Source organism: Citrobacter sp. B72 (assembly GCF_016894305.1).
Classification (GTDB): domain Bacteria; phylum Pseudomonadota; class Gammaproteobacteria; order Enterobacterales; family Enterobacteriaceae; genus Citrobacter; species Citrobacter portucalensis.
Window position 1 is genome coordinate 1,039,632 of sequence record NZ_CP069801.1, and the last position, 13,573, is coordinate 1,053,204.

General features: G+C 49.2%; 8 protein-coding genes. 5 read left to right on the forward strand and 3 right to left on the reverse strand.

From position 1 onward, the window contains the following. Positions 1–2 precede the first annotated feature (2 nt). Genes JQN59_RS04915 through JQN59_RS04925 form a run of 3 tightly spaced genes read right to left on the reverse strand, consistent with a single transcriptional unit; the run spans position 3 to position 3,997 of the window. The gene (locus tag JQN59_RS04915) at positions 3–896 is read right to left on the reverse strand and encodes a transporter substrate-binding domain-containing protein (RefSeq protein WP_020996293.1); all 894 of its coding nucleotides are present in this window, start codon (positions 894–896) and stop codon (positions 3–5) included. Next, entirely contained in the window at positions 880–1,902 is a 1,023-nt protein-coding gene (locus tag JQN59_RS04920) for an amino acid ABC transporter substrate-binding protein (protein ID WP_239484212.1), read from the reverse strand. Before JQN59_RS04920 ends, JQN59_RS04915 begins: the two co-directional genes overlap by 17 nt. Next, positions 1,805–3,997 (reverse strand): putative bifunctional diguanylate cyclase/phosphodiesterase, encoded by a 2,193-nt coding sequence (locus JQN59_RS04925; protein ID WP_149607940.1) that lies wholly within the window; start codon positions 3,995–3,997, stop codon positions 1,805–1,807. The genes JQN59_RS04920 and JQN59_RS04925 overlap by 98 nt, the downstream gene beginning before the upstream one ends. 787 nt (positions 3,998–4,784) lie before the next feature. On the opposite strand from JQN59_RS04925, the gene JQN59_RS04930 reads away from it, so the two are divergent. The 5 genes from JQN59_RS04930 to JQN59_RS04950 are packed head-to-tail and all read left to right on the forward strand — an operon-like array spanning position 4,785 to position 13,571. After that, positions 4,785–6,818: an EAL domain-containing protein gene (locus JQN59_RS04930; RefSeq protein ID WP_239484213.1), complete on the forward strand. Its 2,034-nt coding sequence runs from the start codon at positions 4,785–4,787 to the stop codon at positions 6,816–6,818. 45 nt (positions 6,819–6,863) lie between these two features. Continuing rightward, a complete protein-coding gene (locus JQN59_RS04935) occupies positions 6,864–8,954 on the forward strand; it encodes a methyl-accepting chemotaxis protein (protein WP_149607938.1) in 2,091 nt (696 codons plus the stop codon). After that, entirely contained in the window at positions 8,951–10,018 is a 1,068-nt protein-coding gene (locus JQN59_RS04940) for a chemotaxis protein CheB (RefSeq protein WP_048215672.1), read from the forward strand. Before JQN59_RS04935 ends, JQN59_RS04940 begins: the two co-directional genes overlap by 4 nt. Further along, positions 10,015–11,427, forward strand: coding sequence for a CheR family methyltransferase (locus JQN59_RS04945; RefSeq protein ID WP_032944776.1), 1,413 nt, complete (start codon positions 10,015–10,017; stop codon positions 11,425–11,427). The genes JQN59_RS04940 and JQN59_RS04945 overlap by 4 nt, the downstream gene beginning before the upstream one ends. A gap of 11 nt (positions 11,428–11,438) precedes the next feature. Further along, on the forward strand, positions 11,439–13,571 hold the full coding sequence (locus JQN59_RS04950; RefSeq protein WP_103014831.1) for a hybrid sensor histidine kinase/response regulator: 2,133 nt from the start codon (positions 11,439–11,441) through the stop codon (positions 13,569–13,571). The last annotated feature ends 2 nt before the right edge of the window (positions 13,572–13,573 follow it).

The following is a 13,573-nucleotide window of genomic DNA, read 5'->3' on the forward strand; positions in this document are numbered from 1 at the left end:
GTTCAATGGCTATGCTGACAACTGCCCGGTGACGGGTTTTTCAGCTTTTCGCAGGACCAGGGAGACAACCACTTTTTACGTAATTGCACGTTGGCCGGCGAGGCAAAAAAATCTTTCAGCGTACTGTCAACAAACGTCACAAACTGCTGATCGTTTTTCCTCATCATAATGGCATAGTGCATATCATTACCGATGCTCTCAGAAGAGACGCTGAACAGTTCAGGTTGCTCGCTATGATTAATTAGCGGCCAGGCCAGAATATCATCAATAAAGAAAGCGGCGGATTCATTATGCGCCATCTTCTCAAATGCGCCCTTAATGGTGGTGCTGGTAATCGTTGAAATATTAAGATGTTGCTCTCTGTTGGCTTTATTAAATTCCAGCAAATCTTTTGAGCTTCCGGTCAGACTCACCGTGCGACCTTTAAGATCGGAAATTGACCGTATATTATTTTTACGTAAAGAGATGATGCGCATTTTTGCGGTGTAATAGTTTTCAGAAAACGACACGCTGGCGGTGCGCTCCGGCGCATTGGTATTTACGCCACAGTCCATATCTATTTTACGCGAGTTTAATGCGGAGAAACGTTCGGCAAAATTCACGGGAATGTAATGAACGGTTAAATTGTTGAGCTTCAGATACTGGCGCAATTTATCGGCAATCATGTTGCATACCGCAATGGTATAACCCGTGACTTTGCCATTGTGGTCAGTAAAAGAAAACGGCGGCAGCTGGCGGTAACCCACGTTGAGCACGCTGCTACTCTGAATATGATCGAGTGTCGCAGCGTTCTGTTGCGCCATCAGCGCGGGGGTGATACCGATGCCTGCCAGTAAAAACAGCCATTGCGCCGTACGCTTCACCCTTGTCATCTCACGATTAATTATATTTTTCATAATCAAAACTGATCTTCTTTTTAGCAGACGTTAATGCTTTCAGGTTATCTGACATGGGAATGTTTAAATTAATGGCCTTCGGCGGAATCGGTGACTGAAACCATTTATTGTACAGCGCAGTAAATTCGTTGCTGGTCATCAGGGAAGAGAGCGTGTCATCAACAAATTCTTTAAATTCTTTATCGTGTAACGGGAGTAACAAGCCGGCCGGCAACGGGGCGCTGAGCGCAATATCGGAAAGTTTATAGTCTTCAGGATTTTGTGTTTGCGCGATCATCCCTTTGAGTAGAACCGTACTGGAGATCAGTGCAGAATACTCACCACTCTTCAGTTCATTGAATGCGGTAATATTGTTGGTATCGAGTTGAATATTAATATCCAGGTCATTGGCAGTATTCACTTTTTGCAACTGTTCAACGTAAATCGTGCCGCTTTTTACCAGTACGCTATGTCCAGAAAGTTCTGTCAGATTGTCGTTGCTCTCATTTTTACGCATGACGAAACGGGTACTTGAAAAATAAAACGGCAGCGAGAACTCGCTAACGCTGTGGCGACTTTTCGAATAAAAGGCCGGGATACACATGATGTCTGCCATGTGATTTTTAATCAGGACAAATTGCGATGCCGAGTTAGCTTTTACCCACTCGACCTTCAGATTTTTAAGCTGAAGTTTTGTCTTGAGTGCGCTGACGATACTGTTGCAAATATCAATGGAATAGCCGGCTGGTACGTTGCCATTCTGCCAGGAGAAAGGAAACGCATCATCCTGATAACCAAGGGTAATGCTTTTCTTGCTGGCGATCTGCTCCAGCGTGTGCAACGGCAGGGCAGAGCCTGCTAAGCATGGCGTTGCTGAAACTATTAACAGGGCAAAAATCGTCAGCATGCGCTTTACCGGGCGAAAGAAGTCAGACATTGCACAGTCCTTCTTCAATGGCCTCTTTGGCAAATGCGGAAAGCACTTCACGCTCGCGCAGCGGATAGCTAAAGAAATAGCCCTGAACATTCTGGCACTCAATGTCGCGCAGAATGTCGCGTTGCTGCGCGGTTTCTACCCCTTCAGCGGTGACCGACATATTGTACTTATGGGCAAACTGAATCAGCATCACAATCAAATACTGACTGGCATTATCCTGCTGCAGTTTATCGACCAGCGTGCGCGCTATCTTGATGCGAGTGAAAGGATAGATCAGCAGATAATCCAGTGCCGCGTAGCCGGTGCCTAAATCATCCATCGCAATTTCAATGCCCAGAGAGCGGATCTCTTGCAGCACGGGTAAGGCAATCGACTTATCCAGCTTTTCGGATTCGGTAATTTCTATTTCAAGACGTTCGGCTGAAAGTTGACTGATGCGTAACGCATCTTTGATCACGTCAACCAGTCCTGGGCTGTGCAGCTGGTAGGCCGATATATTGACGGCTACCCTGATACGTTCCGGCCATTTGGCAGCGGCTTCACAGGACTGACGAATAATCCATTCGCCCAAACGCACGATCAGACCGGAGTTCTCGGCAATGTTGATAAAATAATCAGGGTAAATCAGTCCTTTAGTTGGATGATTCCAGCGGATCAGTGATTCGTAGCCATACACGCTTTCATCTTCCAGATTGATGATTGGCTGGTAATGAAGTTCGAACTCCTTGTTATCAATACCATCGATAATTTCCTGATTAATAAACAGGCTGTGAGTTTGCATCATCACCATGCCGTCTTCGAAGAAATGGAAGCAACCCCGGCCGTGATGTTTAGACGCGTACATGGCAAGGTCGGCATTAATCATGAGCGTAGAGCTATTATTGCCCTGCCTGGGCGCGGTGGTAATACCGATACTGCAGCTGATGGAAAAAGTATGCGTGCTCCAGGTAAATGGGGTGCTCAGCGCGCGGATGATTCGCTTCGCCAGGCGATGTGCTTCTTTGATGGCGTTGTCATCGACATGTTGCAAAATGGCGAATTCATCACCGCCCAGACGCGCCACGATATCGTTGGGTCCCAGCAAGAGCTGCAGGCGCTGGGCAACGCTGATTAACAGTTCATCGCCCGCTTTATGGCCAAAGGTGTCGTTCACCGGCTTGAAGTTGTCGAGGTCAATCAACAGCAGGTTGAACGCTCTGTCCTCCTGATGAAGTTCACTGACGCGCTTATCTAAAGCTAGGCCAAACGATACGCGGTTGGGCAATCCGGTCAGCGAATCATGATGGGCCATATGCTCCATCTTTTGCGACATTTCATGCATACGTTGCAGATAGCCGCGTTCTTTCATGGCGACGCGCAATTTTTCAATCGCCCCGGCCAGATGTCCAATCTCATCGTCCTGATCGAGATAGGGCGTTATACAGTCCGTCTCTTCATGGGCGATGCGGGTAAGGGAGTTAATTAGCAGCGGAACCGGACGGAATAAACGGCGCATAAATATCGTGACCAGCGCCAGCGTTACCAGCAAAATCAGGACAAAAATGATACTGCTCTTTTTCAGCATCGCATCGTAGGTGGCGTAGAGATCGCTTTTTTTACCGATGCTGCTTATCAGGCTACCGAGGATCTCACCTGAAGGCGTCAGAATAGGGACGGCGCTGATAAAGCACTCTTCGCCATTAATCTGGGCGAAGCCAACATAGTAGTTACCCAGCACATCGCGCGGCAGACGACCGGGGAAAGAGATGATCCCATCACCCTCTTCTGACTTGTTGTTGATGCCAACAAACCCTTTCTCCGGCGTATACAGAAACAACCATGTAGGGCTATGGGTCTGTACTGAAGCCAGTGCCAGAACGTCAACCGGGTTATAACCGGTTTGCATAATAGAGTCGGTGTCACCAATCTGTCTGTCGGAGACAATGCGGGATATCTGCCCTGCATCGCTGGTTTCGACCGAAACGGTGGTATACACGTTGCGGATGATGTAGGTCATAATCTGTGCATTCGCCTCAGCCCGTTGCACCCACTGCTGATAAGAAAAGTTATCTATCAGGCTCCAGTTGGTAAACGCGCCAGCACTAAACGCAATAACGATACCCGCCAGCAAGAATTGCGTTATTTTGCCAGTGATTGAATGTTGCCACCCTTTTATTGCTTTAAGGGAAAACAGAGACTTTGCCACGGATTATGTTAATTCCTGAAAAGATTATTCGGTGCTAAAATTAATTTCTGTTATTACTTGATGGAATATTATTGTTGCAAATAAGTAGATGAAAGATGTGAAACGTAATGACGTAACAAATAACTAACATTGAACCATGGTGAGTAATGACAAAAATAACGGTATGCGAATATAGATAACGCAGCTCTTTTCGTCAATAGGCAAAAGTGTACATAAAAATACATTTTCTGAATGCCCCTTTCAGGATATTAATGTTGACATTCATGGCGCCTGAGAAGGTTTTTTATACGTACTGGTTGGAGGTGTTGGGAAACTGACAGCGGCTTTTTTGTTTTTTGCGAAACATCAATGAATTAGCAGTTTTTTGGACAGGCGTTTTAGTGATTTAATCCCCACAGGATGTCCATTTTTGTCTATAAATGGGTATTTATTTCCTGATTTGATATGAATAATATGCTCTCTTCATTATAGAACCTTATTTTATTTTCTCAGTGCGCGGTCAATGTTGACAATTTTGCTATGGTTCATCGGCTGACCCAAAAGGATTTGTTTGTGACATTCGAGTCTGGATTAAAGTCCTATTGGTATAGTGCATAGCGGATAAATTGATTTGGACGCAATAATAAATTCAAACACGATAAAAAACATTCGGGAATGGTGCCTGCCACTTGTCTTACCTGGCCTTTTTTACCCGCTGGCACAATATCTTAACGGTTATAGCATTCTCAATAATACTATTTTAACAGTTTACGATCTCAAGCTAGCCGTATTTTCTGCAGCATTGGTCTTGTTTGGTTTTCGGGTGTTGCCGGGGTTTCTTCTGTTCCTGACGGTCATGTTTGTGGTCGGTCCGCAAAATGAACGGGTAGATGCGTTGTGCCTGATCATCGCGTCGACCTTAAGTTATGCCGCGTACCGCAAATTCACCGGCAGACGCAGCTGCGTTAGCTTTGGTCGCATCAAAATTAGCTTTAATCGTCTGCTCTGGCTTTGTGGCTACAACGTCCTGCTGTATCTGGTGTTCAGCAAACTCTTTGCAATGTTTGTCGCCCACGGACAACGCCCCGATGTGGATAACATTCCGGCGTTGAGTCTGGGCATGCTGGTACGTATTCAGGGGATCATCAACGGTTGCCTGACGGGGATCCCTTTATTTTACAAGATTTACCGCATCATTCGTCGACCGTCTTTCCTGCTGACCTTTATGCGGGCCATTGCCGAACAGTGTAAAGGCAATGTCGGCGTCTACGGCGTTATATCCTGGTGCATCTTGCTGTTTTTTCTGATGTTCTTCTTAACATCACCGGATAATTTGGATGTTTTTTTCTCTATCTATAGCCTGATCCTGTTATTTCCGTTGATGCTATGGGGAGCAATCAAGATTGGCCACTTGTTCACAATGCTGGTGTGGACGATCGTATTAATCATCTTAGGCAAACATAACGACAGCTATATCGCCAGCAATGTTAACTTCATGCTGCATCAGGCGCTGGTTTCGACGTTGATCTTTGTCTTTTCACTCACCATTGTGATCATGGGGGTACTGGCAAAATTTACCCGTCAGCGTTTTAACCAAGCGCTGCTGCTGGGGCTGACTGACCCGATGACAGGCATGGCAAATTTACGGGCGCTGAAGACGGAGCTATTTACCACTGAACGTGCGACCGTATGTCTGATACAGATCCCCGAGCTGGAGCTTTTTTCGCGTCGCTATGGTTTTCATTTCCGCGCCCGCTACCAGAAGATCCTTGCTGAGCATTTGCGCAGACATCTGGTGAAAAGCGAGAAAGTCTATTACCACGCGGGTTATGATCTGCTCATCCGGCTGGAAAATGGCACCTGGGAGCGGCTATGCGATCTGTATCAGGCCGCCAACAGTTTTCGTCTCTTTTACAACAACCATCGGTTGGGTTTTCGCAGTGGTTTGGGCTATTGCCTGATTAACGATCTGAGTGATGATATTTATCAGCTGGTGGGGAAACTGGGCATGGTGGCGGGTTTATCTCTCACCAACGGCAGGCCGGAAAACCTTGAGGCGCAGCATAGCCGGATCCTTGGCAACCACATTGTTGATAAAACGGAAATTCGCACTGCGCTGCAAAATGCGCTGGATAACAATGCGTTTGTCCTGATGGCACAGCCAATAGTCAGTACCCACGGTGAAGCGCCGTATCATGAAATATTGATCCGTATGCTTAACGAACGGGGAGAATTTATTCCACCGAACAGTTTCCTGCCGGTTGCTCATGATGCGGGGCTGGCACCGGATATCGATCTCTGGGTTATCGAAAACACCCTTAAATTTATGCGTAACCACCCGCAGCATTGTTTTTCTATTAACCTGGCACCAGTAACGGTGTGTCGTTCAAATATTGTTACGAAGATCACCCAACTCCTGCACGACTACGCGGTGGAGCCACAGCGGATTATTTTTGAAATAACGGAAGCAGATACGTTATCAGACAAAGAACAAACCGTGGAAACGCTACGTTTAATACGTCAGCTGGGATGTCGGGTGGCAATTGATGACTTTGGCACCGGGTTTGCGAGTCATGCGCGCTTGATGAACATCGAAGCAGATATCCTGAAAATAGATGGCTCGTTTATTCGACGGATCACCGAAAGTGAAATTAGTTACTACATCGTTGAGTCATTCTGCCGCGTTGCTGAAATGAAAAAAATGCAGGTGGTCGCTGAATTTGTCGAGAACGCCACTATTCAGGCCTGTCTGGAAAAAATGAATGTGGGCTGGTTACAGGGATATCACATTGGCAAACCTACGCCGCTGTTCACGCTCGAATCACAGGGCGCTAGCTCCTGATGACCAAAAAAAGAGTAATTTCTTCTCAGGTAGAGAATAAAAATCATGAGTGACATTATTAAAGTAAAAAATCGAACGGCGAATACCACCAGTGAGGGACCGCGCGCTCGACTATTGTCCTGGCTGCACAACATCCATCCCGGTGTGGCGATGAAGCTCGGTATGATTTTGGTTGTTTGTATCGCAACGTTGCTGATTGGCGCCTCTTTTATATTATCGTCGTATCTTTCCAGAGAATTGCAGGTCAATGCGCTGGAGATGATTAAAACCAACACGCGGATATTCCACAACAGTATTTCTAACGAGTTTCAGCGTGTGACTCGCGATGCGGAACATTACAGCAATGTTTATATTAATAATTATCAAAACGTTGCCAATAAACCGCTGCGTTATATGGACTCTACTGAATTAAAAGCGGTGCTGAGCAACCCGAACACCAACGCGCACTTCACCGAATTAACCAGCGTATTTGCCAGTACGTTTATTCTGCAAGGCGAGCAATTTGTGCGTGTCAGCAGTACGTTACTGGCGAGTTCAGGCAATACGGCAACAGCAACAGCGCTAGGGCATGATAATCCTGCGTTGCCGCTGCTTTTGAAAAATAAACCCTTTTCCGGTGTGGTCACACTGTTCGGTAAACAGTTTATTAGTCACTACGAACCGATTGCCGACAAATATGGTCAGGTCGTGGGGGCCGTCGCGGTGGGTTTCGACGTCAAACAGAGTTTGCAACCAATCATTCAGCGTTTGTTGAATGTGCATATTGGTAAAGATGGCTACGCCTATGTGCTGGATGCCGGATTTGAACCAGGTCGTATGCTGGTCCATCCCTCGTTGAGCAACCAGCAGGCAATTAATATTACCGATGCTAATGGTTTTAAGCTGTTTGCCGACATGCTCGAACACAAGAATGGCATCACTTACTACAACTGGGTGAGCGGTTATGGCGCATTGCCGAAGACCAAAGTTGCCGTTTATGAATACGTTGAAGGGATTAACTGGATAATCGCCACCACCAACTATGTTGATGATGTCGCCAAGAGCAGCAATCTGGTGCGTAACGGTCTGCTGCTGTTCACCGCGCTGCTGCTGCCCATCATTTTACTGCTGATTGCTGTGGCCAGCCGTTTCCTGATTTCCCGGCGCTTAAACCGTGTCCTGGGGATTGCACAAACCATTGCCGAAGGCGACTTAACGGTGGATGTTCAGGTCGATCACCACGATGAGATCGGAGAACTGCTGAGTGCGGTGGAGATGATGCGTCAGCGTCTGCACTCGTTGGTAGGCGGTATGGTTTCTCATGCAAATTCGGTACATCAGGCATCTTTGCATATTACCGAAGCGGTCGATGGGCAGGCATCAACCAGCGTGGAAACCTCATCTTCAGTAGCTGAAATTACCTCCACCATGGAAGAGCTGTCTGCCTCATCGACACAGATAGCCGAACACTCACGGGCGGTTGTGGATATTGCCAACCAGACGCTCGAGGATTGCAATAAAGGCTCCGAGTCGATGTCGCAATTGCTGATGCGTATGACGGATATTGATACCGACAATCAGCAAAACATGCGTGAAATCATGATGCTCGGTAGTAAGTCGACGGAAATCAGTCGCGTGATGGTGATCATTAACAGCGTCGCGGATCAGACGAAACTTATCGCCTTTAACGCAGCGCTCGAAGCTGCCAGCGCCGGGGAAGCCGGTAAGCGTTTCTCGGTTGTGGCGGCTGAAATCCGCCGTCTGGCGGATTCGGTGACGGAATCGACGGTTGAAATTGAAAATAAGATCAGCGAGATCCAAAACGCGATTAATCGTCTGGTGCTGAACGCGGAAAAAGGCGGCGAGAGCATTAAAGCGGGCGCAATAGCCTGTAAAGTCAGTGCTGAACATCTTAACGATATCGTTGTTACGGCCGAGCAAACCTCGACGGCTGCGCTGCAAATATCGCTTTCAACACAGCAACAGAAAACGGCGAGTAATCAGGTGGTCATGGCGCTGCGTGAGATAGTTGTTGCCAGTAACTATACCTCGCAATCTATCAAAGACATTCTGGTTGTCAGTCAGGATATGACACAACTGTCGAAAGCGCTGAAAGAGGCTTCGTCCTCATTCACACTGACGGAAACAGATGCATGAATAGCAGCAACATTCGGGTGCTGATCCTCGACCTGGGCAGCGCATCGCGTAATGAGCTGGTCAGGCAACTGGAGGATCACCCGCACATTAAGGTGGTAGGGCAAGCAGCCCATCGCAGGCAGGCGATCCGACTGTTGCAACAGCTGATGCCTGACCTGCTGATTCTGACGCTGGATATTTCGGGCGCCGATAACGTCGAAATCGTGGAAACGATCATGGCAACCAGCGCAATCCCGATCCTTGTCATGAGATTTTGTCCAGAGAATCAATGGGATGATGACTACATTTCCCGTGGTGCGTTGGCGGTGTTGCACCATAGCAGTGATTCACCACTCTCAACGGATGCTTTGCATCGTAAAGTAGAATTATTGGTCGGTGTGAAAGTCATTCGACATATCAAGGGATTACGCTATCCAGGCGAACCGGTAATCCCCACTGCACGACCGATGATAGACGTTGTAAAAACGCCACAGGACTGGCCTTTTGTGCTGGCGATTGCCTGCTCGACGGGCGGGCCGCAGGCGCTCAGTAAACTGTTACAGAAGCTGCCCGGTACGTTCCCGTGCCCGGTACTTATTGCCCAACATATTGCCGATGGCTTCGCGAAAAATATGGTGCATTGGCTGGATAGCGTGACCGATCTGAAGGTGCGACTGGCGCAGGAGGACGATCGGGTGGAAGCGGGGTATGTGTATATATTGCCGCCGGAGCAGCACCTGATCGTCAAAAGCAACCAGCGTTTAGCGGCGATCCCAAGACAGGAAAGCGACGTTTACCATCCCAGTTGCAACCTGTTGCTGGAGTCGGTGGCTGAGGTGTTTCGCGAAAAAGCCGTCGGACTGATTATGACCGGCATGGGCAGCGATGGCTGCCGCGGCATTGAGCTTATTGTCCGCCGTGGCGGAACAACGCTGGCGCAGGACGAAGAAAGTTCGGTGGTATTCGGTATGAATAAGAACGCGATCGACAAGCAACTGATACACCGCACGATCCCCCTGGATGGTCTTGCTGCGGTACTGCTTTCGATGGCTTGCCACGGGCATGTTGAGAGTAAATTGCCATGATCCCTAATCTTCCTGATTACGCTCGCCTGATCAAAGAACGGGTCGGTTTGCACTTCGATAACGCCATGGAAGCATTGCTGAAAACGGCGCTGGGTCGGCGAATGGCCGAGCGAAAAATCAATGATTACTATGAATACTATGAACAACTGCGTAGCTCGCAGAATGAGTTTGATAGTTTCATCACGCTGATTACGATTAACGAAACCTATTTTTTCCGTGAAAGCGATACGCTGGATTTAATCTGCGATAAATGGATCCCGCGTCTGTTGCAACAGCGCAGCGGCCCGGTGCGTATTCTGAGTGCCGGATGCTCTTCCGGAGAGGAAGCCTACTCGTTGGCGATCAAGCTGCATGAGAAATACCTCGGCGGGATGGCCCAGCGCATCGAAATTTACGGCTGTGATATTGACCCGGCAATCCTGGCAAAAGCCCGCAACGCCTGCTATTCAAGCTACTCGTTTCGCGGCGTCGACCCGAGTATTCAGCAACGCTACTTTACCCGCTCGGGAAACCTCTACCGGCTGCATGATGAGATCCGTGAGAAGGTCTCCTTCCATCGCACCAACATTATAAAAGAACAGTTACTGCCGGAAGTGGACATCATTTTGCTGCGCAATGTGTCCATCTATTTTGATACGCCAACGCGTCGCGAGCTGCACGGTAATTTGCTGAAGATGTTGCAACCGCAGGGAGCCTTATTTTTTGGCAATGCGGAAACGCTGGCTAACAATTTCGACATTCTGAAGCTGGAGCAGGAAGAGGGGATTTTCTATTTTTGCCACCATCGTGAAGCGGCAAGGGTTGTGCCTGTCCCCAGAGTTGCGGTGCGCATTCCGCAGTCGAGAGCGGTGGTTGAACAGGTTCCTCTGGTGCCCACGGCGCAGCAGAGTAATGACTGGCTGAAGAAAGCACGCGCCAGCCTCGATGAAAAATGTTTTTCTGAAGCTGAAAAGTGTATCGCCTGTGTGTTACGTGACGATCCCCGTAATCAGGATGCGCTTTTGATCCAGGGCGTTATTGCCCTCGAGCAGCGTGAATTTTCTCAAACGGCCGGAAACGCACAGCAGATCCTCGCCCAGGATGAGTGGTCGGCAGAGGCCAAAATGCTGCTCGGACTGGCGATGATGTGGCAACACCAGACCCAGCAGGCCATCGCCTGGTTCAAGCAGGTGGTTTATCAGGAACCCGGCTACTGGCCTGCGCACTATTATCTGGCTGAAATGTACCGGCAAAGCGAGTTATACCAGCCTGCTCAACGGACTTATCGTGTGGTGATGCAGTTACTGAACGACGAGATAAACAATCCGTCATCGGTTTGTCGTCTGCGTTTGCCAATGGTATTTCCTGGCAATACGTTTCGTTTCCTGTGTGAACATCAACTGGCGCAATTCGCCCATCAAAGTGGCTAATAAGAGCGATTATGGCTATCGATCTGAAAAAATTCGTTCTGCGCTTTATTGATGAAGGGAGAGGTCATTTGCAGACGATCAGCGAAGGGGCGTTTCTCCTCTCCGCTGATGAACATACCGACGCCTGGATAGGTGAGATGTTTCGCGCTGCGCATACCCTGAAAGGGGGCGCGCGGATGCTGAAGCTGCAAAGTATTGCCGATGTCACGCATCATCTTGAAGATGTATTGAGTGAACTACGTGATAACAAACTGACGCCGGACAGGGCGCTGGGCAATCTGATCCATGAGTCTGTGGAGTACCTTTCTGGTCAGCTTACCCAGCTTTTTGTCAGCGAAGGGGATAATCAATTGCCACCGGCGGATGCCGGGCTATGCGAACGCCTTGCCCGCGCCAGTCGGGGAGAGGATATCACGCTGGCTGGCGAAACTGCCGGGGCAACAGAAAAACCGGTAGTCCCTGCGCCCGCGACGCCAGCCAGTATAGATTCCGGTATTAAGCAGGCTGATTTCGTTCGGGTAAAACTGAACAAGCTCGATGGCCTGATCGACATTCTGGGGGAGGTGCTCGCCGGACATGATCGCCTGGAACAGCAGATACAAAACCTGAGTCAACTGGTACCACGGTTACCGGGATTAAGCGCTGAACAGCTTCGCCAGCAGATCCATGACTTTAGCGCCCAGCTAAAAGAAAGCGTTCAGCTCCAGCATTTGCAGATGTTTGAACTATACGATGTGGCGGCGCGGATCCGTATGCTGCCACTTTCAACGTTGTTTGAACCCATTTCGCTGCAGGTCAGCGAACTGGCTTCCACACTGAACAAGCAGGTGGTGTGCCGCTTTGTTGGCGGAGAAGTGGAAATCGACCGTCAGCTCATTGATCGGCTTTCGGAGTCGCTGACTCATCTACTGCGTAATGCCGTCGATCACGGGATTGGTGAGATCGACGAACGTCTGGCGCTCGGTAAATCCACTCGCGGCACGATTACCATAACCACCCAGCAGGACGGCAGCGGGATACTACTGCGTATCGAAGATGATGGCCGTGGTCTGAACTATGAGGCCATCAGCGCGAAGGCGGTCAGTAAAGGTCTTGTTCCTGCTTCAATGGCCGGGCAGCTCTCCGAGCAGGAATGTAATGAGCTGATTTTTCATCCCGGCTTTTCGACCAGCAAGATAGTCTCCGAGCTTTCTGGTCGCGGCGTTGGTCTTGATGTGGTGCGCAAAACGGTGGTGACTGACCTGCAAGGCGATTTGCAGGTTTATAGCCGTCCGGGAGTCGGAACCAGCTTTAACCTGCGGTTGCCTGTTTCGTTAACCATGATGCGGATTCTGCAATTTGAAGAGCAGGGGCACCTGTTTGGACTGGCTGCGCAGTATGTGGTTGAGGTGGTGGAATGCACGCCACAGGGGATCAGCGATATCGCCGGACGTCCTGCCATTATCTTGCATAACGAGTTTATCCCGGTGGTTTGCGTAGGTAGCTTGCTGGGCATTCATGAACGCCAGAGCAGCTTTTCAACGCCTGGACAGCGATTAATCGTGGTGCAGAACCAGTACAGCAAAATGGCGCTGCAGGTGGATAAGCTGCTCGATGAACGCAAGATGATGATCAAACCGTTACCGAAGCATATGCAACAGCAGTCGCTGGTCTCCGGGATGGTACAAACACCGGATAACCAACTGGTCAGCATCCTGCACGTTCCCGCGCTGATGGCGATAGCGCAACAATCACGGCAAACCAGTACACCAGCGCCAGCCACGAGCGTAGCGCAGGATGCATGGCATGTGCTGGTGGTCGATGACTCACTGAATACCCGTGAGATAGAAAAGAACGTGCTGGAAGCGCACGGCTATCAGGTGACTCTGGCAGAAGACGGGCTGTCGGGGCTGCAAAAAGCGAAGCTGACCCAGTTTGATGCCGTACTGACGGATGTCGAAATGCCGTTTATGGATGGTTTCACCTTCACCAAATCGTTGCGTGGGGAGAAAAACTACCAGCATACGCCAATCATCATCGTGACGTCCCGCGCGAAGGAAGAAGACCGGCGACGGGGGATTCAGGTGGGTGCGGATGCCTACATCGCCAAGGGCGATTTCGAGCAGGACAGTTTGATAAAAACATTAAAAATGCTTTTGTGCTGATG

Bases quoted from the DNA above. Each gene is read 5' to 3' on its own strand.
- JQN59_RS04940 (WP_048215672.1), top strand. From the start codon at position 8,951: ATGAATAGCAGCAACATTCGGGTGCTGATCCTCGACCTGGGCAGCGCA.
- JQN59_RS04945 (WP_032944776.1), top strand. From the start codon at position 10,015: ATGATCCCTAATCTTCCTGATTACGCTCGCCTGATCAAAGAACGGGTC.
- JQN59_RS04915 (WP_020996293.1), bottom strand. From the start codon at position 896: ATGAAAAATATAATTAATCGTGAGATGACAAGGGTGAAGCGTACGGCG.
- JQN59_RS04950 (WP_103014831.1), top strand. From the start codon at position 11,439: ATGGCTATCGATCTGAAAAAATTCGTTCTGCGCTTTATTGATGAAGGG.
- JQN59_RS04920 (WP_239484212.1), bottom strand. From the start codon at position 1,902: ATGTTCAGGGCTATTTCTTTAGCTATCCGCTGCGCGAGCGTGAAGTGC.
- JQN59_RS04935 (WP_149607938.1), top strand. From the start codon at position 6,864: ATGAGTGACATTATTAAAGTAAAAAATCGAACGGCGAATACCACCAGT.